This window comes from Pseudomonas poae (assembly GCA_028869255.1).
GTDB lineage: Bacteria > Pseudomonadota > Gammaproteobacteria > Pseudomonadales > Pseudomonadaceae > Aquipseudomonas > Aquipseudomonas poae_C.
In genome coordinates, this window is the sequence record CP110972.1 from 6,087,368 (window position 1) to 6,107,737 (window position 20,370).

At 60.6% G+C, this 20,370-nt stretch carries 17 protein-coding genes and 2 pseudogenes; 12 read left to right on the forward strand and 7 right to left on the reverse strand.

All coding sequences use genetic code 11. From position 1 onward, the window contains the following. Positions 1-103 precede the first annotated feature (103 nt). The gene (locus tag LRS56_27590) at positions 104-1,339 is read left to right on the forward strand and encodes a sterol desaturase family protein (protein WDU62455.1); all 1,236 of its coding nucleotides are present in this window, start codon (positions 104-106) and stop codon (positions 1,337-1,339) included. Here the strand turns inward: LRS56_27590 and LRS56_27595 are convergent. Continuing rightward, the gene (locus LRS56_27595) at positions 1,320-1,955 is read right to left on the reverse strand and encodes a DedA family protein (GenBank protein ID WDU62456.1); all 636 of its coding nucleotides are present in this window, start codon (positions 1,953-1,955) and stop codon (positions 1,320-1,322) included. The genes LRS56_27590 and LRS56_27595 overlap by 20 nt on opposite strands. A 207-nt stretch (positions 1,956-2,162) precedes the next feature. Here LRS56_27595 and hemB point away from each other — a divergent pair, with 207 nt between their 5' ends. Continuing rightward, positions 2,163-3,176 carry a porphobilinogen synthase gene (hemB, locus tag LRS56_27600; protein WDU62457.1) on the forward strand — a complete coding sequence of 338 codons (1,014 nt, stop codon included), beginning with the start codon at positions 2,163-2,165 and terminating at the stop codon, positions 3,174-3,176. 18 nt (positions 3,177-3,194) lie between these two features. Next, entirely contained in the window at positions 3,195-5,417 is a 2,223-nt protein-coding gene (ppk1, locus tag LRS56_27605) for a polyphosphate kinase 1 (GenBank protein ID WDU62458.1), read from the forward strand. 128 nt (positions 5,418-5,545) lie between these two features. Here the strand turns inward: ppk1 and ppx are convergent, their stop codons facing one another. Further along, positions 5,546-7,048, reverse strand: a complete 1,503-nt coding sequence (ppx, locus tag LRS56_27610) for an exopolyphosphatase (GenBank protein ID WDU62459.1) — start codon at positions 7,046-7,048, stop codon at positions 5,546-5,548. Between the two features lie 480 nt (positions 7,049-7,528). On the opposite strand from ppx, the gene LRS56_27615 reads away from it, so the two are divergent. Then, entirely contained in the window at positions 7,529-8,176 is a 648-nt protein-coding gene (locus LRS56_27615; GenBank protein WDU62460.1) for a DUF1120 domain-containing protein, read from the forward strand. Positions 8,177-8,314: 138 nt separating this feature from the next. Here LRS56_27615 and LRS56_27620 read toward each other — a convergent pair whose 3' ends face one another. Further along, positions 8,315-8,464: a hypothetical protein gene (locus LRS56_27620; GenBank protein ID WDU65841.1), complete on the reverse strand. Its 150-nt coding sequence runs from the start codon at positions 8,462-8,464 to the stop codon at positions 8,315-8,317. Here LRS56_27620 and LRS56_27625 point away from each other — a divergent pair. From LRS56_27625 to LRS56_27635, 3 genes and pseudogenes are all read left to right on the forward strand, one after another. Next, a pseudogene (locus LRS56_27625) lies at positions 8,393-8,997 on the forward strand (fimbria/pilus chaperone family protein). The gene LRS56_27620 and the pseudogene LRS56_27625 sit on opposite strands and share 72 nt — an antisense overlap. 94 nt (positions 8,998-9,091) lie before the next feature. After that, positions 9,092-11,513, forward strand: a pseudogene (locus LRS56_27630) (fimbria/pilus outer membrane usher protein). Continuing rightward, positions 11,497-12,048: a hypothetical protein gene (locus LRS56_27635; GenBank protein ID WDU62461.1), complete on the forward strand. Its 552-nt coding sequence runs from the start codon at positions 11,497-11,499 to the stop codon at positions 12,046-12,048. Before LRS56_27630 ends, LRS56_27635 begins: the two are co-directional and overlap by 17 nt. Here LRS56_27635 and LRS56_27640 read toward each other — a convergent pair. Genes LRS56_27640 through LRS56_27655 form a run of 4 tightly spaced genes read right to left on the reverse strand, consistent with a single transcriptional unit; the run spans position 12,020 to position 14,859 of the window. Next, entirely contained in the window at positions 12,020-12,757 is a 738-nt protein-coding gene (locus LRS56_27640; GenBank protein WDU62462.1) for an amino acid ABC transporter ATP-binding protein, read from the reverse strand. The genes LRS56_27635 and LRS56_27640 overlap by 29 nt on opposite strands. Further along, complete coding sequence (locus LRS56_27645; protein WDU62463.1) at positions 12,744-13,394, reverse strand: amino acid ABC transporter permease; 651 nt, start codon at positions 13,392-13,394, stop codon at positions 12,744-12,746. Before LRS56_27645 ends, LRS56_27640 begins: the two co-directional genes overlap by 14 nt. Continuing rightward, positions 13,391-14,059: an amino acid ABC transporter permease gene (locus tag LRS56_27650; GenBank protein WDU62464.1), complete on the reverse strand. Its 669-nt coding sequence runs from the start codon at positions 14,057-14,059 to the stop codon at positions 13,391-13,393. The genes LRS56_27645 and LRS56_27650 overlap by 4 nt, the downstream gene beginning before the upstream one ends. Positions 14,060-14,073: 14 nt before the next feature. Continuing rightward, a complete protein-coding gene (locus LRS56_27655) occupies positions 14,074-14,859 on the reverse strand; it encodes a transporter substrate-binding domain-containing protein (protein ID WDU62465.1) in 786 nt (261 codons plus the stop codon). A 255-nt stretch (positions 14,860-15,114) separates the two neighbouring features. Here LRS56_27655 and LRS56_27660 point away from each other — a divergent pair, with 255 nt between their 5' ends. From LRS56_27660 to LRS56_27680, 5 genes are all read left to right on the forward strand, one after another. Next, positions 15,115-15,810 carry an FCD domain-containing protein gene (locus LRS56_27660; GenBank protein WDU62466.1) on the forward strand — a complete coding sequence of 232 codons (696 nt, stop codon included), beginning with the start codon at positions 15,115-15,117 and terminating at the stop codon, positions 15,808-15,810. 122 nt (positions 15,811-15,932) lie between these two features. After that, positions 15,933-16,262: a thioredoxin TrxA gene (trxA, locus tag LRS56_27665; GenBank protein ID WDU62467.1), complete on the forward strand. Its 330-nt coding sequence runs from the start codon at positions 15,933-15,935 to the stop codon at positions 16,260-16,262. A gap of 233 nt (positions 16,263-16,495) precedes the next feature. Next, a complete protein-coding gene (gene rho, locus LRS56_27670) occupies positions 16,496-17,755 on the forward strand; it encodes a transcription termination factor Rho (protein WDU62468.1) in 1,260 nt (419 codons plus the stop codon). Positions 17,756-17,913: 158 nt separating this feature from the next. Next, on the forward strand, positions 17,914-19,380 hold the full coding sequence (gene ubiD, locus LRS56_27675; protein WDU62469.1) for a 4-hydroxy-3-polyprenylbenzoate decarboxylase: 1,467 nt from the start codon (positions 17,914-17,916) through the stop codon (positions 19,378-19,380). Beyond that, the gene (locus tag LRS56_27680; GenBank protein WDU62470.1) at positions 19,380-20,348 is read left to right on the forward strand and encodes a CDP-6-deoxy-delta-3,4-glucoseen reductase; all 969 of its coding nucleotides are present in this window, start codon (positions 19,380-19,382) and stop codon (positions 20,346-20,348) included. The genes ubiD and LRS56_27680 overlap by 1 nt, the downstream gene beginning before the upstream one ends. Positions 20,349-20,370 lie beyond the last annotated feature (22 nt).

Consider the following 20,370-nt stretch of genomic DNA (forward strand, 5'->3'; position numbering starts at 1 on the left):
GGGGTCTTGGCGTTAAATGTCTACTAATTTGTAAGCTGTTGCCAATGGGATCTCGCGTCGCTGCACCTAATCTTGATGTAACAAAAATAGTTCGGACTAGCCCATGGACTTCGTGCCTTACGCGGTACCGTTTTTCATTGCCTTGATCGTGGTGGAGCTGCTGGCCGACCGCTGGCGCGGCGAGCGCAATTATCGTGTGGCGGATGCCATCAACAGCCTCAGCACCGGTGTGCTGTCTACCACCACGGGCCTGCTGACCAAGGGCGTGGGGCTGCTGACCTATGCATTCGCCCTCAAGCACCTGGCTGTGATCGAGCTGCCTGCCAACAGCGTCTGGACCTGGGTGTTCGCCTTCGTCTTCTACGACTTCTGCTACTACTGGCTGCATCGCTGCGGCCATGAACGCAACATCCTGTGGGCCGCGCACTCGGTGCACCACCAGAGCGAGGATTACAACCTCACCACCGCCCTGCGCCAGACCAGCACTGGCTTTCTGTTGAGCTGGATCTTCTACTTGCCCCTGGCCGTGCTTGGCGTGCCGCTGGTGGTGTTTATCAGTGTGGCCTCGCTCAACCTGCTGTACCAGTTCTGGGTGCACACCCGGCATGTGCCCAAGCTGGGCTGGTTCGAATGGTTCTTCGTCACGCCGTCCAATCATCGGGCCCACCATGCACAGAACGCTCTCTACATGGATCGCAACTACGGCGGGGTGTTCATTATTTGGGACCGCTTGTTCGGCAGCTTTCAGGAAGAAGACGATAACGAACCGGTGATCTTCGGCGTGACCACGCCCCTGGCCAGTTGGAACCCGTTGTGGGCCAACCTGCAGTTTTATGCGCAGTTATGGAGTGATGCGCGCCGCACCGAGCGCTGGTGGGACAAGCTGCGCATCTGGTTCATGCGCACCGGCTGGCGCCCGGCGGACGTGCAGGCCAAGTACCCGCTGGCCAAACCGGATTTAAGCCAGTTCCGCAAATTCGAGGTGCCGCTGGACGCGCGGCAGCAGGTGTATATCGCCCTGCAATTTGCGGCGTACGTGGGGTTTGGCAGTTATTTGATGAATTTCGGCGAGGGTTTGCCTACGGCGGCACGGGTCCTGGGCTGGAGTGCGATGGCGTTGGGGCTGTTTACGTTGGGCGTAGCCCTGGAGAATCGCCCATGGGCCTTTAAAGCGGAGCTGCTGCGCCTGGCGCTGAATCTGCCGTTGGTATGGCTGGCACCGCTGGTCGGGCTGTGGCCGGCCAGCAGTTTGGGCTGGCTGGGCCTGGTGTGTTACAGCCTGCTCAGCGGAATTGGCCTCTACTGCTGTAGAAGCCGGCTTACTCGACTGGTGTCTTAGGCGTTTCGACCGGGGCCGGCTCGGCGGCGAGCCGGGCCTTGGCATCGGCGCACGCCTGGCGGGCGATACGGGCGTTCTTGAACCGGCGGCGCAGCCACAGGCCAAAGCCCAGCAGCAACAACGCGCCCAACACCCACAGCTCGTACTTCTTGACGCTGCCCAGCATGCCTTCCAGCACCGCGCCGAAGTGATACGCCGCTGCGCCCAGCGCTGCCGCCCAGACCGCGGCGCCGATCCCGTTGAGGATCAGGTAGCGCACTGGCGGGTAGCCCGACAAGCCAATCGCCACCGGCATCACCGTGCGCAATCCGTAGACAAAGCGGAAGCTCAGCACCCAGATATCCGGATGCTTGCGGATATGTTCCAGGGCTTTGTCGCCCATCAATTGCCAGCGCGGTTTGCGCGCCAACAGTTTGCGGCCGTGCTTGCGCCCCAGGAAGTACCACAGCTGGTCGCCGGCGTAGCTGCCACAAAAGGCAACGACCACCACCAGGTTGATATCCATGTATCCACGGAACGCCAGGAAGCCTGCGAGAACCAGGATGGTTTCGCCTTCGAAGAACGTGCCTAGGAAGAGGGCAAAGTAGCCGAAGTCATGCAGAAATTGTTGAAGCATGGTCTGGGTGCTGGCGAAATGAACGCGCAGCCTACGCCTTCGTGAACATTCATGAAAGTATCGAGATGTGTCACGAAGTGAACAATTCCTACATAAACGACGAATGCGACTACAGGTCGCGTCGATAAGCACAACTGTCATTCCTTCGTCATAATGGCCGCTTATAACTGCAACACTCGCCCGTAAACGCGGGCTCAGGAGTCTGTCGTGAGCTTTACCCCTGCCAATCGCCTGTTCCCCGCCACCCGTCTGCGTCGCAATCGTCGTGATGATTTTTCTCGCCGTCTGGTCCGTGAAAACGTGCTGACGACCAATGATTTGATTCTGCCGGTGTTTGTACTCGACGGTGAAAACCGTCGGGAAGCGGTGGCGTCGATGCCGGGTGTGGAGCGCTTGACCATTGATCTGCTGCTTGAAGAAGCCGCTCATTGGGTCGCGCTGGGGATTCCGGCGCTGGCGTTGTTTCCGGTCACGCCGCCTGAACTCAAGTCCCTCGACGCTGCGCAAGCCTGGAACCCGCAAGGGATCGCCCAGCGTGCCACGCGTGCGTTGCGCGAGCGTTTCCCGGAGCTGGGGGTGATCACCGACGTGGCGTTGGACCCGTTCACCACCCACGGGCAGGATGGCATTCTTGACGAAGAAGGCTATGTTCAGAACGACATTACCGTCGATGCGCTGGTCAAACAGGCGTTGTCCCACGCGGCAGCAGGCGCCCAGGTGGTTGCGCCGTCGGACATGATGGACGGTCGCATCCAGGCGATTCGTGAAGCCCTGGAGCTGGCCGGCCACGTCAATGTGCGGATCATGGCCTACTCGGCCAAATACGCCAGCGCCTACTACGGCCCGTTCCGCGATGCGGTGGGCTCGGCGCTGAACCTGGGCAAGGCCAACAAGGCTTCGTACCAGATGGACCCGGCCAACAGCCACGAAGCCCTGCACGAAGTGGCGGCTGACCTGGCCGAAGGCGCCGACATGGTGATGGTCAAGCCCGGGATGCCGTACCTCGACATCCTGTACCGGGTCAAAGACGAATTCAAAGTGCCGACCTTTGTCTATCAGGTCAGTGGCGAATACGCCATGCACATGGCTGCAATACAGAATGGCTGGTTGAGTGAAGGGGTAATCCTCGAATCCCTGACCGCCTTTAAACGTGCCGGCGCCGATGGCATTCTGACCTACTTCGCCGTCCGCGCCGCCCAATTGCTTAGAGAGCAACAATAGCCCTCACAGGAACACTCGATGAATACCGAAGGACTCTCAGAAGTTGCCGTAAAAGACGCTCACCCAGTGGTGGAACAAGTCACCGAGACCCCGCCGGAGCTGGAACCAGCGCCGGCTGCCGCAGTGGTCGAGGCGCCCGCGCCGGCCCCGGTAGCTGCCGTGACCAACCTGGATGACAGCAGCCTGTACATCCACCGCGAGCTGTCACAACTGCAATTCAACATCCGCGTGCTGGAACAGGCGCTGGATGAGTCCTACCCGCTGCTGGAGCGGCTGAAATTCCTGCTGATTTTCTCCAGCAACCTGGACGAGTTCTTTGAGATCCGCGTTGCCGGCCTCAAAAAGCAAATCACCTTCGCCCGTGAGCAAGCCGGCGCCGACGGCCTGCAGCCGCATCAGGCGCTGGCGCGCATCAGCGAACTGGTACACGGCCACGTGGACCGCCAATACGCGATCCTCAACGACATCCTGCTGCCGGAGCTGGAGAAACATCAGGTCCGCTTCATTCGTCGCCGTCAGTGGACCACCAAGATCAAAACCTGGGTGCGCCGCTATTTCCGCGACGAAATCGCGCCGATCATCACCCCGATCGGCCTCGACCCGACGCACCCGTTCCCGTTGCTGGTGAACAAGAGCCTCAACTTTATCGTCGAGCTGGAAGGTATCGATGCCTTCGGTCGCGATTCGGGCCTGGCGATCATCCCGGCACCGCGTCTGTTGCCACGCATCATCAAGGTCCCGGAAGAGGTGGGCGGGCCTGGCGACAACTATGTATTCCTGTCGTCGATGATCCACGCGCACGCCGATGACCTGTTCCAGGGCATGAAGGTCAAGGGCTGCTACCAGTTCCGCCTGACCCGTAACGCCGACCTGGCGCTGGACTCCGAAGACGTCGAAGACTTGGCCCGTGCTCTGCGTGGCGAGCTGTTCTCGCGGCGCTACGGTGACGCGGTGCGCCTGGAAGTGGCGGACACCTGCCCCAAACACCTGTCGGACTACCTGCTCAAGCAGTTCAACCTGGGCGAGACCGAGTTGTACCAGGTCAACGGCCCGGTGAACCTGACGCGCCTGTTCAGCATTACCGGCCTGGACAGCCATCCGGAGCTGCAATACAAGCCGTTCACCCCGCAGATCCCGAAACTGCTGCAAAACAGCGAGAATATTTTCAGCGTGATCAGCAAGCAGGACATCCTGCTGCTGCACCCGTTCGAGTCCTTCACCCCGGTGGTCGACCTGTTGCGCCAGGCCGCCAAGGACCCGCACGTATTGGCCGTGCGCCAAACCCTGTACCGCTCCGGCGCCAACTCGGAAATCGTCGATGCCCTGGTAGACGCTGCGCGTAACGGCAAGGAGGTCACCGCGGTGATTGAATTGCGTGCGCGCTTCGACGAAGAGTCCAACCTGCAACTGGCCAGCCGCCTGCAAGCGGCCGGTGCGGTGGTGATCTATGGCGTGGTCGGCTTCAAGACCCACGCCAAGATGATGCTGATCCTGCGCCGTGAAGCCGGTGAGATCGTGCGTTACGCCCACTTGGGCACCGGCAACTACCACGCCGGCAACGCCAAGCTCTACACCGACTACAGCCTGCTGACCTCCGACGACGCCTTGTGCGAAGACGTCGGCAAGTTATTCAGCCAGTTGATCGGCATGGGCAAGACCTTGCGCATGAAGAAGCTGCTGCACGCGCCGTTCACGCTCAAAAAGGGCATGCTCGACATGATTGCCCGCGAGACCCAGTTCGCCCTCGATGGCAAACCGGCGCACATCATCGCCAAGTTCAACTCGCTGACCGATCCGAAGATCATCCGTGCGCTGTACAAGGCCAGCCAGTCCGGTGTGCGTATCGACCTGGTGGTGCGCGGCATGTGCTGCCTGCGTCCGGGTATTGTCGGCGTGTCGCATAACATCCATGTGCGCTCGATCATCGGACGCTTCCTGGAGCACACGCGGGTGTTCTACTTCCTCAACGGCGGCGAAGAGCAGATGTTCCTCTCCAGTGCCGACTGGATGGAGCGCAACCTCGACAAACGTGTGGAGACCTGTTTCCCGGTGGAAGGCAAGAAGCTGATCATGCGGGTCAAGAAGGAGCTGGAAAGCTACCTCACCGACAACACCCACAGCTGGAGCCTGCAGTCGGACGGCCGCTACGTGCGCAACACGCCAACCGGTAACCAGAACCCGCGCAGTGCGCAGGCGACGTTGCTGGAGAAGTTGGGTAGCCCGATTCTGACAGTGAATTAATCAAGGTACACGCGGGCTAATGTGGGAGCGGGCTTGCTCGCGAAGGCGGAGTGTCAGTCAACAGATTCATCGACTGACCCACCGCCTTCGCGAGCAAGCCCGCTCCCACATTGGTTTTGCAGTGTTCTTTAGCGCAGGTTCAGGCTGAACCCCACCCGCGTCAGCCATTCCGCTTCCTGGGCGAAGTCCGCCTGGGTCAGCTGGTTTTCATCCAGCCAGCCTTTGGGGAACACCACGTCCAGGCTGTCGCCGTTGGCGCGCAGGGTCACCTGGGGCATTTCCTGGGTGCCACGGATGTGGTGGAACAGGATCGCAAAACGCAGCAGCACGCACAGGCGAATCAGCTTGATGCCTTCGTCGCCGAATTCGGCGAACTTGTCCCTGGGGATGTTACGGCGATGGCCGCGCACCAGCAGGGCGAGCATCTGTTGGTCTTCGCGGGAGAAGCCGGCGAGGTCCGAGTGCTCGATCAGGTAGGCGCCGTGCTTGTGGTAATGGTAGTGGGCGATATCCAGGCCCACTTCATGCACCTTGGCCGCCCAGCCCAACAGTTCGCGCCATACACCGTCTTCCAGGTCCCAGTCTTCGGCGACCTGGTCGAAAGCGTGCAGGGCTTTGCGCTCCACACGTGCCGCCTGTTCCAGGTCAACGTGGTAGCGCTCCATCAGCGAAGTGAGGGTGCGCTCACGCACGTCTTCGTGGTGATGGCGACCCAGCAGGTCATACAGCACACCTTCGCGCAGGGCGCCGTCGCAGTGGTCCATGCGTTGCAGTTCGAGGGCGTCGAAGATCGCCTCGAGAATCGCCAAGCCGGCCGGGAAGATGGCACGGCGGTCAGGTTTGATACCGTCGAAGTCGATTTTCTCGACATCGCCCAGCTTGAACAACTTGCGCTTGAGCCACGCCAGGCCCTCGGCGTTGACCTCTCCGGTGCCATGCCCGCCGGCTTTCAGCGCCAGGCCGATGGCGCGGATGGTGCCCGATGAGCCGATGGCTTCATCCCAGGTCAGGCGATGCAGGGCGTGTTCGATGCTCATGATCTCCAGCCGCGCCGCCGTGTAGGCCTGGGCGTAGCGTGCCGGGGTGATCTTGCCGTCCTTGAAATAGCGTTGGGTGAAGCTGACGCAGCCCATCTGCAGGCTCTCGCGCAACAGTGGCTCGAATCTTTGGCCGATGATGAATTCGGTACTGCCCCCGCCAATGTCCGCCACCAGGCGCTTGCCGGGGGTGTCTGCCAGGGTGTGGGACACCCCCAGGTAAATCAGGCGTGCTTCTTCGCGGCCGGAGATGACTTCTACCGGGTGCCCGAGAATTTCCTCGGCACGGCGGATGAATTCGCCACGGTTACGTGCTTCACGCAGGGCGTTGGTGCCGACAATTCGCACGGCGCCCAGGGGCATGCCGTTGATCAGTTGGGCAAAGCGCTTGAGGCAATCGAGGCCGCGCTGCATTGATTCTTCATTGAGCTGGCGCTCGTCGTCGATCCCGGCAGCCAGTTGCACTTTTTCGCCGAGCCGTTCGAGGATACGGATTTCGCCGTTCTGGGCCTTGGCCACGACCATGTGAAAGCTGTTGGAGCCCAGGTCGATGGCGGCGATCAGGGACAGATTCTTGGCTTGGGATTGCGGCATGGTTTGGGGGTCTCGGTCGATAACCCGACCATCGTGCCACGATCGACCGCTGACGCCAACGCGTTGTGCTTCAGTAATTTCCCGGAGGCTGTCTGTGGGGAATTCTTGTGGGAAATGTAGGGCTGTTTTGTAAGGTCTAGGGAATAAGGCCCTCGCTGCAGTAGGGCGTTTAACTATGTATTGTAGTAATAAAGCCAGGATAGTTTCCTACAGTAAGTGAGCAATTGTCTGTTCATTATCTTAGTCATGACTATATTGTTATGGAGTTATAGCGACTGCTTATTTTAACGGCTCCCACAATCAATTGTGTGTTGTCTGATTCTTTAATGACCTGTCAAAGCGCCAGACTGTCACCCGGCAATTCTGCCTGGGTGTTATTTATTTATTGTTATGTATGTCCCGGAAGATAAAGAGCAGGGCGACGGAATCGCCAAGACACATATAAAAAACGCCTGATGACTTTTTAGTGACAGGACAAATATGAAAAAAATTGTTGGCTTGACCCTCGGTATCGCGTGCCTGGCTGCGGCGGTAAGTGCCCATGCAAACACCAGTGCCCAATTGGTGGTCAGGGGCACGATTACCCCGGCAGCCTGTAACCTCAGCCTGGCTGGCAGCGGCATTATCGATTACGGCACGATTCGCTCCAACGAATTGTCCCAGACGGCATTCACCCCGCGTGAAGAGCGAACCACTTCCCTGATCGTCAATTGCGGCACGACACCCGCCCGGTTCGGGATCACCTTCACCGACCTGCAAGCGGGCAGCAAGGTCACAGGTATCCTGGGCGCCGGTTTTACTGAAGCGCAGAACTTTGGTCTGGGGGCTGTGGGCACCCGGCGAACCGGTGGCTATTCGGTCACGCTCAGGGACCTGCGGGCTTCCGGTGTCACACTTAACCCCATTGTGCGTACGGGTACCGGGGCCTGGCAGTCCAGCGATGGCCGAGTCGCTCAAACGCCAAGCCAGTATTCCTGGCGCGATGGCACGGTGCTTACCCCCGCCCTTATTAGTCAGTTTACCGGCACACTTGCGGTGAGGGCGGTGATTAACCGGGCGGCGGATCTGGACCTGAGCCGCGATATCTCTCTTGATGGGCGCGCCACGCTCGTATTGAGTTACATCTAAAACAACCGAAAACAGCTGATCAAGAAACCAACGTTTCTTAATTGGCTGTTTTCTGTGGGCGCTTGGTTGTCAATAGCCAACTTAACGGGTTGCGGGGAATATCGCGTGCGTGGTTTTTCAATAATAAGTAGTGCGTTGTTATGGAGCGCGACTGTTTGTGTGTTTTTTACCGCTGCGGCCGTCGCCGATGGCATGCAGCCAGAAACCACCGTGGTGGTGCTTTATGAAGAAGACGGCGAAGCCACGATAAACATCAAAAATACGGATGCGCAGCCCGCGTTGCTTCATTCGGTTGTCGAGAACGTACCCGAGGACCTGGAGCCGCTACTGATTGTCACACCGCCCATCATGCGTGTGGAGGCGGGCGACACGCAGTTGGTGCGTTTCATCAGCACTTTGAAGGCGCCGCTCAAGACTCAACGGCTCAAGCGTGTGTCCTTCGAGGGGATTCCCCAGGCGCGCCCTGAAGGTGGCGCGACCATCGGGATCACGCTTCGACAGAATTTACCGCTGATCCTGCACCCGCAAGGCTTGCCTCGGCATCACACTCCGTGGGAGTTGCTGCAGTGGAAGCGGGCGGGGAGCGTCTCACGGTCCATAACGACAGTGCCTACGTTGTGCGCCTGGCGCCGGATGTGCGATTGCTACCCCAAGGCATCCTGGCCACGTTGCCGCGTAGTTACATCTTGCCGGGTGAGGTGCTGGCGCTGAAGGTCGATAGTCCGTTGGCCGGGGTTGCTGAGGTCGAGATTGAACCGGCTACGGTCTATGGGTTCTCGGCAGACAACTACCGCACGCCAATCAGTCCCAATGAGGGTTGATCGGTTCATGACAACCCCTTCGACTGACACCGTTGTGGCATCTTTGCGGCTCTGCAGGCCCACGCTGCTGATTGGCTTCGCGACGCTATGGGGTATGCCCGGCTTGGCATCTGCGCTGGAGCTTGGCGAGGGTTTCGACCTCGCAGCGCTGACCGCTCACGGGATAGACCCCAAGGTCTCCGACTACTTTCGTAGCGCAGCTCGCTTTCGCGAAGGCGTGCAGGTGGTGGGGCTGCGGGTCAACGGCAACCCGCTTGGGCTGGTGGACGCACGCTTCGACCAAGACGGCCGATTGTGTTTCACCCCTGGGTTGTTGGAGAAAGCCGGGTTGGTCGAACCCCGCGGGCTCATCCGTGAAGGTGCCACGCCGGATCAGTCCTGCCACGACTTCCTCGGGGCATTCCCGACAACCATGGTCAGGTTGCATCCCGGCACGGACGAGGTGGCGCTGGTGGTGCCGACCCAATCCTTGCGTGAGCCCGAATGGGCCGCCGCAAATTTTTCCAGGGGCGGGACAGCGGCGTTGTTCAACTACGACGTGCTGGGGTTCGACAGCCGCTCGCGCAGTGGGCCGAGTCGATTTGTGTCGGCCTACACCGAGGCGGGCTTTAACCTTGAAGACTGGATTGTGCGCAGTCGCCAGTTCTATGTGTCCGACAACGGTAAGGCGCGCACCGAGCACCTCTACGCCTACGCCCAGCGGGATCTTGCCGCGTTGCGTTCGACGTTCCAGGTCGGCCAGATTTCCAGTAACAACCCGTTGTTTGGCGGCATCCAGTTGTCCGGTGTGCAGTTTTCCCCCGATGGCCAATCACGCGCACCGGCGAGCAGCAACAACGCGGTGGTCGAGGGCCTGGCCCAGAGCCAGTCGCGGATTGAGGTTCGTCAGTCCGGCGTATTGATCCACAGCACGCTGGTGCCCGAAGGGCCTTTTCGGCTGACGGGTTTGCCATTGCTCAATGGGACCAGTGACCTTGAAGTCAGCGTGATTGATGTACGGGGCGCCAGGCGCAGTTTTGTGGTGCCGGCAGCTTCCTTCGCGGGGGCTGTTCCGACGGCACCCGGTTACTATTTTTCGGTGGGCAGGTTGCGCGCAAGTGCGGGTGAAGACATCCCGTCATCGCCGGTTGCCATGGGTAGCGGCACCTGGGGGCTGGGGCGCGATTCGTCGGCGGGCTTCGGCTTGTTGAGCACCAATGAATATGGCGCGGCGGGCGGCACCCTGAGCAGCATGTTTTTCCAGCGGGTTGCCGTGAGCGCGCGTCATAACTTGTCTCGGGACAGTAAAAACGCCGTGTCCGGGGCGCGCAGCAGTGTGTCGGTGAGCAGCCCGGTGTCCGCCACCATCGACGTCAACGTCAGCGCGACCACCCAGACACAGGGGTATCGCGAGGTCATTGAAGCAGGCCGGTCTTTCAAGGGCGATGTGCTGAGTTCACGGTTCAAAAATCAGTACACGGCAGGCATGAGCTGGGCTGATCCTTCGCTGGGGGTCTTCTCCGTGGGCTATACCCGCAGTTCGCAATTTGACCGGCAAACGTCGGAACACGTGTTTGCCTCATGGAACAAGTCATTCAGCCACGCCGACGTAGCGTTGATCGCGGATTCCCAGGTGGGCGGCACCCGCACGGTCCCCGGCGCCACCCCAGGTGGCAACCGGCGCGACAGGCCGGTGGATAATGAGCTGTCCGTGCGGCTGCAGGTCAGCGTGCCTCTGGGCGTTGATCGACGGCTGAACAGCTACAGCAGCCGCCGTGGCGACCAGTTCACTGCCGGTACGGCGCTCAGCGAACGGGTCAACGACTATGTGAACTACGAAGTCGGGTTCGAACGCGACCTCAGGGCCCGCGAGCAATCCGTTCGTGCGCAGGTGGACCTGCTGCCACGTTATGCCCGGGTCGGCCTGGGGGTCAGTCGTGACCCGCTGGGCAACAGCTATAACGGGCAGTTGCAAGGCGGCGTAGTGGCTCACGAAGGAGGGGGTGACCTTCACGCCTTATCCCGTGCAGGACACGTTCGGCATCGTGTCGGTGGGGGATATCGGCTCTGCAAAGGTCGAGACCCCGCAAGGCCCGGTGTGGACCGACTTCACCGGGCAAGCGGTGATCGCAAGCTTGCCGGCCTACACCAACAGCCGCGTCGAAGTGCAGACCAAGTCCCTGCCCAGGCGCGTCGACCTGAAAAACGGCACCCAGGTGCTTGCTGCGGGCCGTGGTTCCTTCACTACCGTGGAGTTCGGTGTGGTGAAAGTGCGCCGCGTGTTGCTCACCGCCCATGATGAGCAGGGCCGGCCACTGCCTCAGGGCGCCGCGGTCTTCGGCAAAGACAATCGCTTCCTGACCAGCGTGGCGGGTGAGGGCATGATTTTCCTGAACGACGTCGATGACTCGCAAAGTTTGCGGGTTTCATTGCCGAACTCATCGACCTGCCAGTTGCGCATCAACCTCGAGCCCAAGGCTGACAATGACAAGTTCTATGAAACCACGTCGGCGGTGTGCCATGGCCGCCAAGCATAAAATCCTGTCTCTGGCATTGCTCGGCACGCTGCTGGCAGCGCCCCAGGCACGGGCTGACAACTGTCGGTTGTCGCTGAACCAGCCGCGCATCGACTATGGCGCCATGCGCAGGGATGTGCTGATGCAAGGCACCCAAATGACCCTCGGTACCCGCACGTTGACCCTGAGCATTGTCTGCGCCGAGCCCGCTGCAATGGCGCTGCGTTTTATCGGGGTTGCCGCCGACGAGCAGGGGTTCCGCTTTGGACACCAAGGGCGTTTTCGCTTGAGCCTCAAGCACGCCCAGGTGGATGGCCGTGCGGTCAGCTGGGCGGCCACGCATTTACCCGGCGAGTCCGCCAGCGGGCTGTTGCTGCCCGGCCAGATTCTGGTGGCGCGAGCCGCAGGGGTGCCGCTGACAGGCCGACGCCTGAGCGCCCAGGTCGATATAGACACCGAACTGCCCGCTGACGCCCTGAACGTGCGCAGCGAGACGCACCTGGAGGGGCAGGGCAGTTTCGAACTGATCAGCCCGGCTGTTCCACCGAGCCAATGAAGTTGGCGAACTCGGGCGTCCGGGGGTTGGCGAACAGCTCCTTGGGGTCGCCCACCTCATGCACCTTGCCCTGGTGCATGAACACCAGCTTGTCGCCGACTTCCCGGGCAAAGCGCATTTCGTGGGTCACCATGATCAGGGTCATGCCGTCCTTGGCCAATTGACGCACCACGCTGAGCACCTCGTTGACCAGTTCCGGGTCCAGGGCCGAGGTGATTTCATCGCAGAGCAGTACCTTGGGCGACATGGCCAGGGCGCGGGCAATGGCAACCCGCTGTTGCTGGCCGCCGGACAGTCGATCGGGGAAGGCATCGAATTTCTCGCCCAGCCCGACGCGCTCCAGCATCTGCTTCGCCAACTGGGCCGCCTTGGCCTTGGGCACTTTTTGCACCACTTGCGGGGCGAGCATCACGTTTTCGCCCACCGTCAGGTGCGGGAACAGGTTGAACTGCTGGAACACCATGCCGACTTTCTGCCGCAGGCTGCGCAGGTCGGCGCGAGCGGCGTCGAGGTATTCGCCATCGACTTCGATCACGCCGTCGTTGATCGATTCCAGGCCATTGAGGGTTCGCAACAAGGTGGATTTGCCCGATCCGCTGCGGCCGACGATGGCCACCACCTGGCCTTCTTCCACCGTCAGGTCGATGCCCTTGAGTACATGGTGATCGCCGTAATACTTATGCAGGGCGGAAATTCTAAGCAGAGGCATGCAGTCTCCTTTCCAGATAGCGCGCACTGAGGGACAAGGGGTAGCAGAGCAGGAAATAACCGAGGGCCACCAGGCCGTAGACCATAAAGGGTTCGAAGGTGGCGTTGGCGAGCATGCCGCCGGTCTTGGTCAGTTCGGTGAAGCCGATAATCGAGGTCACGGCGGTGCCTTTGACCACCTGCACCGAGAAACCCACGGTAGGTGCCACGGCAATCCGCAGGGCTTGGGGCAGGATCACGTAGCGCAGTTGTTCAAGCGGGTTGAGCGCCAGGCTGGCCGAGGCTTCCCATTGCCCGTGGGCGATGGAATCGACGCAGCCGCGCCAGATCTCGGCCAGGTAGGCACTGGTAAACAGGGTCAGGGCTATCGCCGCCGCCAGCCAGGGCGAAATATCCACCCCCAGCAGGGCGATGCCGAAAAACACCAGGAATAGCTGCATTAACAGCGGCGTACCCTGGAACAGTTCGATATAGGTGCGGGCGACATTGCGCGCAAAGGCCTTGCGGCTGATGCGCATCGTCATCACCAGCAAGCCGATCAGGCCGCCGCCGACGAACGCCACCAGCGACAGCAACAGCGTCCATTGCAGGCCAGTGAGCAGGTTGCGCACGATGTCCCAGAACGAAAAATCACTCATCGGCTGTTCCTCATCACAAACCGGCGGCCAATCCAGTTGAGCAACTGACGAATCATCAGCGCCATGCACAAGTACACCAAGGTGGTGAGTGCGTAGGTTTCAAACGCACGGAAATTGCGCGACTGGATAAAGTTGGCGGCAAAGCTCAGTTCTTCGGTGGCGATCTGCGAGCACACCGCCGAGCCGAGCATCACGATGATGATCTGGCTGCTCAGTGCCGGCCAAACCTTGCCCAGCGCCGGCAGCAGCACCACATGGCGGAACGCCTCGAAACGCGTCATCGCCAGCGCGGCTGCGGCCTCCAACTGGCCACGCGGGATGGCCTGGATGCCAGCGCGGATGATCTCGGTGGAGTAAGCCCCCAGGTTGATCACCATCGCCAGCACGGCGGCTTGCCACTCGGTGATTTTCAGCCCCAGGGACGGCAGACCGAAGAAGATGAAGAACAGCTGCACCAGGAACGGCGTGTTGCGGATCAACTCGACATACACCCCGAAGCACCACGCAAACGGCTGGATCTTCCACGCCCGTACCACGGCGCCGACGGTGCCCAGGGCGACCCCCAGGATCGCGCCGATGGCTGTCAGCTCAAGGGTGAACAACGCGCCGCGCAACAGCAGGTCGGTATTGGCCAGCACCGGCACAAAGTCGAATTGATAGGCCATCAATCAGCTCCGCTTCAGAGGTCGGCAGGCAGTGGTTCTTTGAGCCACTGCATCGCGTTCTTTTCCAGGCTGCCATCGGCCTTGGCCGCGACGAGGATCTGGTTAACCTTCTCCAGCAACGCCGGTTCGTTCTTGTTCACGCCCACATACACCGGCGAATCCTTGAGTTTCACTTTCAGGGCCGGTACGCGTTTCGGGTTGCGCTCGCTGATCGCGACCATCACCACGTTGCCGCTGGCAATCAAGTCGACCTGGCCGGCCAGGTAGGCGGCGATGGTCGAGTTGTTGTCTTCAAAGCGCTTGATCGTGGCTTCCTTGGGCGCTACCGCAGTCAGCTCAATGTCTTCGATGGCGCCACGGGTCACGCTGATGGTCTTGCCCTTGAGGTCGTCGGTGGTGCTGATGGCCGCGTCAGGCGGGCCGAACACGGCCAGGTAGAACGGTGCGTAGGCCTTGGAGAAATCGATGACTTTCTCGCGTTCGGGGTTCTTGCCCAGGCTGGAGATCACCAGGTCGACCTTGCCGGTGGTAAGGAACGGGATACGGTTGGTGCTGTTGACCGGGGTCAGCTCCAGCTTGACCTTGAGCTGGTCGGCCAGCAGCTTCGCGGTGTCGATGTCCAGGCCGCGTGGCTTCATGTCGGGGCCGACCGAGCCGAACGGCGGGAAGTCCTGGGGCACCGCGACCTTGAGGGTGCCACGGGCGACGATATCGTCCAGACCGTTGGCCTGGGCGGGTGCCTGGCTCAGCATCAGGCTGGCAAACAGGGCAGTGAGCAGGGCGCTGTAGCGCTTGGTCATGGCAACTCTCCGAGAAGGGCGAAGGAATTTTCTGAGTTTGCTCAGTGCACAGCCCATGCCAGCATCGCCAGGAACCTCTGCAACGCTGGGATTTGTTGAGGTGCGGTGGTCTTACTGGTCTGAACAGTGGTTGGGTTTTTCGCACCCTTTTCGAGCGTCGGTAAAACCCGGCGAGCCCCTTTGGGGCGTGGCTTGCCGCCAGCTGCGAATAGCTTTACAACTAGCCGCTCAGTTGACTGGAACCTTGAGTTTTTTATGAATTCCATCGCCCAAGCCGTACCGGAAGCGGCCCTGCAGGCCATCCGCAAACTGATCAAGGAACAGGGTTTCGCAGCGGGCGATGCACTGCCGTCCCAGCGCGACCTGGCGGTGCAGTTGGGCGTGAGCCGGGCGTCGCTGCGCGAGGCGTTATCGTCCTTGAGTGCTCTGGGTGTGGTCAGTGTGCAGCCGGGTAAAGGCGTGTTCGTGCAGGCGGTCGATGAGGCGCCGGGGTTTGCCTGGCCCTTCGCAGCCCAGGCCACGCCGTTGGATATCTTCCAGTTGCGCTACGCCCTTGAAGGGTTTGCGGCAGGTTTGGCGGCCGTCACCTTGACTATCGATGAGCTGGACCGCCTGGAAGACAACGTTGAGGCGATGCGCAAAGTGCTCAAGGCCGGTGACTTCGAAGCGGCTGCCCGGCTGGATTTCGAATTTCATCAACGTATTCTGTTGGCCAGCGGTAATCAGGCGATGGTGAGCATCCTGAGTGCCAGCGCCGAGGTGTTCCTGGAGAGCCAGAAACTACCGTTCATCCGGCCGGAACGGGCCATGGAAACCTGGCAGGAACACCGCAAAATTCTGCGCGCCCTGGCCCGTCGCGCCAGCGCGGCGGCGCAGAAAACCATGCAGGAACACGTGCGCAATGCGGCGTTGCGCACCGGCATTGCCTTTGTGACTCCCGTAACGCCCTGAGTTGAGCAATACCCAAAGTCATGGGCCATCATAGGAAGACTCAATCATAGGCGGCTTCCTGAACGGGGGAAGGGCGGCTATGATGGGCCACGTTTTTTTTGCTTACAAACCTGGAGACTTCCATGAGCAGCGATCTTATCAAACACGTTAGCGACGCTAGCTTCGACGCTGATGTACTCAAGGCTTCCGGCCCTGTCCTGGTTGATTACTGGGCCGAGTGGTGTGGTCCTTGCAAAATGATCGCCCCGGTCCTGGACGAAATTGCCGGCACCTATGCAGGCAAGCTGACCATTGCCAAGCTGAACATCGACGAGAACCAGGAAACCCCGGCCAAGCATGGCGTGCGTGGTATCCCTACGCTGATGCTGTTCAAGAACGGCGAAGTCGCAGCCACCAAAGTGGGTGCGTTGTCGAAGTCGCAGCTGGCTGCATTCCTCGACGCGAACATCTAAGCGTCGTCAAAAAAGCCCCGCAAATTGCGGGGCTTTTTCGTGAAACAGGGCTAGACGCTCCGAAACTCAGGTGGTACATTCGGCCCCGCACTGGTTTCTCCACTGCCCCCTGCAAGCCGTCGCCGACGCATTCCTTTTCGATTAGTACGCGATCCTGTCGCCTTCTCTGCGGCGCGGCCTCATTAAGCCAAAAGCTTAATTTCCCCCTCCATAAATGATTACGTCATTCCTATATGAATCTGACTGAACTCAAGCAAAAGCCGATTACCGACCTGCTCCAATTGGCCGAAGAAATGGGCATAGAAAATATGGCCCGTTCGCGCAAGCAGGACGTGATTTTCTCCCTGCTCAAAAAGCACGCGAAAAGCGGCGAGGAAATCTCCGGTGATGGCGTGCTGGAGATTCTCCAGGACGGCTTCGGCTTCCTCCGCTCTGCAGACGCTTCCTATCTCGCCGGCCCAGACGATATCTACGTCTCGCCGAGCCAGATCCGTCGCTTCAACTTGCGCACCGGTGACACCATCGTTGGCAAGATCCGCCCTCCGAAGGAAGGCGAGCGTTATTTCGCCCTGCTCAAGGTCGACACGATCAACTTCGATCGCCCGGAGAACGCGAAAAACAAGATTCTCTTCGAGAACTTGACGCCGCTGTTCCCGACCGTGCGCATGAAGATGGAAGCCGGTAACGGTTCCACCGAAGACTTGACCGGTCGTGTGATCGACCTGTGCGCACCTATCGGTAAAGGCCAACGTGGCCTGATCGTCGCACCGCCGAAAGCCGGTAAGACCATCATGCTGCAGAACATTGCAGCGAACATTGCGCGTAACAATCCTGAAGTTCACCTGATCGTGCTGCTGATCGATGAGCGTCCGGAAGAAGTAACCGAAATGCAGCGCACCGTGCGCGGCGAAGTGGTTGCCTCCACGTTCGATGAGCCGCCAACCCGCCACGTGCAGGTTGCCGAAATGGTGATCGAGAAGGCCAAGCGCCTGGTCGAACACAAAAAGGACGTGGTGATCCTGCTCGACTCCATCACCCGTCTGGCCCGTGCCTACAACACCGTGATCCCAAGCTCCGGCAAGGTACTCACCGGTGGTGTCGATGCCCACGCCCTGGAGAAACCGAAGCGTTTCTTCGGTGCTGCGCGGAACATCGAAGAAGGCGGCTCGCTGACCATCATCGCCACCGCGCTGGTTGAAACCGGCTCGAAGATGGATGAAGTGATCTACGAAGAGTTCAAGGGTACCGGCAACATGGAACTGCCCCTGGACCGTCGTATCGCGGAAAAACGCGTGTTCCCGGCGATCAACATCAACCGTTCCGGCACTCGCCGCGAAGAGTTGCTGACCGCCGACGACGAACTGCAGCGCATGTGGATTCTGCGCAAGCTGCTGCACCCGATGGACGAAGTTGCCGCCATCGAGTTCCTGATCGACAAGCTGAAAACCACCAAGACCAACGACGAGTTCTTCTTGTCGATGAAACGTAAGTAATACGACGTTTGCGGTCCGAAAGAATGGCGCCCTGCGGGGCGCCATTTTTTTTGCGCGCAATTTTTAACGACACCTGGCGCGCAATTGCGCCGCGATAAGGCTGCCAGCCGCGTTCAGAGCAGGTAGGATGTACGCCTATTTTACGGGTGGCATGGTTAATGAAATTCAAGGATCTTCGGGATTTCGTGCAGCAACTTGAGCAGCGCGGAGAGTTGAAACGTATCCAGATGCCGATTTCCCCGGTGCTGGAAATGACTGAGATTTGCGACCGTACCCTGCGCAACAAGGGCCCGGCGTTGCTGTTCGAGAAACCGACGGGCTTTGACATCCCGGTGCTCGGCAACCTGTTCGGCACCCCCGAGCGCGTAGCGTTTGGCATGGGCGCCGAGTCGGTCAGCGAGCTGCGCGAGATCGGCAAGCTGCTGGCCTTCCTCAAGGAGCCCGAGCCGCCCAAGGGCTTGAAGGATGCCTGGTCGAAGCTGCCGATCTTCCGCAAGATCATTGCCATGGCGCCCAAGGTGGTCAAGGACGCGGTGTGTCAGGAGGTGGTCATCGAAGGTGATGACGTCGACCTCGCCATGCTCCCGGTGCAAACCTGCTGGCCCGGCGACGTTGGCCCGCTGATCACCTGGGGCCTGACCGTCACCAAAGGCCCGAACAAGGACCGCCAGAACCTCGGTATCTACCGCCAGCAAGTGATCGGCCGCAACAAGGTGATCATGCGTTGGCTGAGCCACCGTGGCGGCGCACTGGACTTCCGTGAGTGGTGCGAAAAGCACCCCGGCCAGCCATTCCCGGTTTCTGTGGCCCTCGGCGCCGACCCGGCGACCATCCTCGGCGCCGTCACCCCCGTGCCGGACAGCCTGTCCGAATACGCCTTCGCCGGCCTGTTGCGTGGCAACCGTACCGAGTTGGTGAAGTGCCGCGGCAACGACCTGCAAGTGCCGGCCACCGCCGAAATCATCCTCGAAGGCGTGATTCATCCCGGCGAAATGGCCGATGAAGGCCCTTACGGCGACCACACCGGCTATTACAACGAAGTCGACAGCTTCCCGGTGTTCACCGTCGAGCGCATCACCCACCGGATCAAGCCGATTTACCACAGCACCTACACCGGCCGCCCGCCCGATGAGCCGGCGATTCTCGGGGTGGCGCTGAACGAAGTGTTCGTACCGATCCTGCAAAAGCAGTTCCCGGAAATCACCGACTTCTACCTGCCGCCCGAAGGCTGCTCGTACCGCATGGCCATTGTGACCATGAAGAAGTCGTATCCCGGCCATGCCAAGCGGGTAATGCTCGGTGTGTGGTCGTTTTTGCGACAGTTCATGTACACCAAGTTCGTTATCGTCACCGACGACGACATCAATGCTCGGGACTGGAACGACGTGATCTGGGCCATCACCACGCGCATGGACCCCAAGCGCGACACGGTGATGATCGACAACACGCCGATCGACTACCTCGACTTCGCCTCGCCGGTGTCGGGGCTGGGCTCAAAAATGGGCCTGGATGCCACCCACAAATGGCCGGGTGAAACCACCCGCGAGTGGGGCCGGGTGATCGTCAAGGATGAAGCCGTGACGGCGCGTGTCGATGCGATCTGGAAAGAATTGGGAATAGATTGATGCGTGTAACCCTGCAACCTTCCGGCGCCGTATTGGAGCTGGTCCCTGGCGAGCGAATCCTCGAAGGCGCACGCCGCCTGGGCTACGAGTGCCCTCAGGCATGTCGCAATGGCGTGTGCCATGTGTGTGCTGCATTGCTGGTGGAAGGCCGGGTGCAGCAGGCCGGTGAGGTGCGCGACCACGGTGAGTTCTACACCTGCATCGCCGAGCCGCTGGAAGATTGCATTGTGTTGTGGGATGGCGTGCTGGCGCCGGGAGAGTTGCCGTTGCGCAAGTTGTCGTGCCAATTGAGTGAATGCGTGGAAGTCGGTGGCGATGTGTGGCGCGTACGCCTGCGGGCTCCGGCCGGCAAGGCGGTGCGCTACCACGCCGGGCAATACCTGATGATCGAACGGGAAAACGGCGAGAAGTCCGCATTTTCCCTGGCCTCGGCACCCCACGCCGGGCGCGAGCTGGAATTGCATGTGCTGGCCCGCGAGGACAGTGCGCGCAGCCTGCTGGAGCAACTGCAGCGCAACCAGATGGCGCGTGTGGAACTGCCGTTCGGCGACACCCACCTGGCCGAGCTGCCGGACGGCCCGCTGGTGTTGATCGCCGCCGGCACTGGTATGGCGCAGATGCACAGCCTGATCGAACACTGCCGTGCGACCGGCTTCAAGCACCCGGTGCATCTGTACTGGGGCGTGCGTCGCCCGGAAGACTTCTACGACATCGAACACTGGGACCAATGGCTGCAATTGCCCAACCTGTTCCTGCACAAAGTGGTCAGCGATCTGTGCGGCTGGGAAGGGCGTTGCGGGTTGCTCCATGAAGCCGTGTGCGAAGACATCGCCGACCTCAAGACGGTGCACGTCTACGCCAGCGGCTCACCGGCGATGATCTACGGCACCCTGGATGCACTGGTGGACGCTGGCATGGACGCGCACCAGATGCGCGCCGACGTGTTCGCCTACGCGCCACGGCCCTGAATCTACTGTGGGAGCAGGCAAG

What these genes read in the sequence shown, in the direction of transcription:
- LRS56_27590 (WDU62455.1), top strand. Translation starts at nt 104, where the DNA reads ATGGACTTCGTGCCTTACGCGGTACCGTTTTTCATTGCCTTGATCGTG.
- LRS56_27595 (WDU62456.1), bottom strand. Translation starts at nt 1,955, where the DNA reads ATGCTTCAACAATTTCTGCATGACTTCGGCTACTTTGCCCTCTTCCTA.
- ppk1 (WDU62458.1), top strand. Translation starts at nt 3,195, where the DNA reads ATGAATACCGAAGGACTCTCAGAAGTTGCCGTAAAAGACGCTCACCCA.
- ppx (WDU62459.1), bottom strand. Translation starts at nt 7,048, where the DNA reads ATGCCGCAATCCCAAGCCAAGAATCTGTCCCTGATCGCCGCCATCGAC.
- LRS56_27615 (WDU62460.1), top strand. Translation starts at nt 7,529, where the DNA reads ATGAAAAAAATTGTTGGCTTGACCCTCGGTATCGCGTGCCTGGCTGCG.
- LRS56_27620 (WDU65841.1), bottom strand. Translation starts at nt 8,464, where the DNA reads ATGAAGCAACGCGGGCTGCGCATCCGTATTTTTGATGTTTATCGTGGC.
- LRS56_27635 (WDU62461.1), top strand. Translation starts at nt 11,497, where the DNA reads ATGGCCGCCAAGCATAAAATCCTGTCTCTGGCATTGCTCGGCACGCTG.
- LRS56_27640 (WDU62462.1), bottom strand. Translation starts at nt 12,757, where the DNA reads ATGCCTCTGCTTAGAATTTCCGCCCTGCATAAGTATTACGGCGATCAC.
- LRS56_27645 (WDU62463.1), bottom strand. Translation starts at nt 13,394, where the DNA reads ATGAGTGATTTTTCGTTCTGGGACATCGTGCGCAACCTGCTCACTGGC.
- LRS56_27650 (WDU62464.1), bottom strand. Translation starts at nt 14,059, where the DNA reads ATGGCCTATCAATTCGACTTTGTGCCGGTGCTGGCCAATACCGACCTG.
- LRS56_27655 (WDU62465.1), bottom strand. Translation starts at nt 14,859, where the DNA reads ATGACCAAGCGCTACAGCGCCCTGCTCACTGCCCTGTTTGCCAGCCTG.
- LRS56_27660 (WDU62466.1), top strand. Translation starts at nt 15,115, where the DNA reads ATGAATTCCATCGCCCAAGCCGTACCGGAAGCGGCCCTGCAGGCCATC.
- trxA (WDU62467.1), top strand. Translation starts at nt 15,933, where the DNA reads ATGAGCAGCGATCTTATCAAACACGTTAGCGACGCTAGCTTCGACGCT.
- rho (WDU62468.1), top strand. Translation starts at nt 16,496, where the DNA reads ATGAATCTGACTGAACTCAAGCAAAAGCCGATTACCGACCTGCTCCAA.
- ubiD (WDU62469.1), top strand. Translation starts at nt 17,914, where the DNA reads ATGAAATTCAAGGATCTTCGGGATTTCGTGCAGCAACTTGAGCAGCGC.
- LRS56_27680 (WDU62470.1), top strand. Translation starts at nt 19,380, where the DNA reads ATGCGTGTAACCCTGCAACCTTCCGGCGCCGTATTGGAGCTGGTCCCT.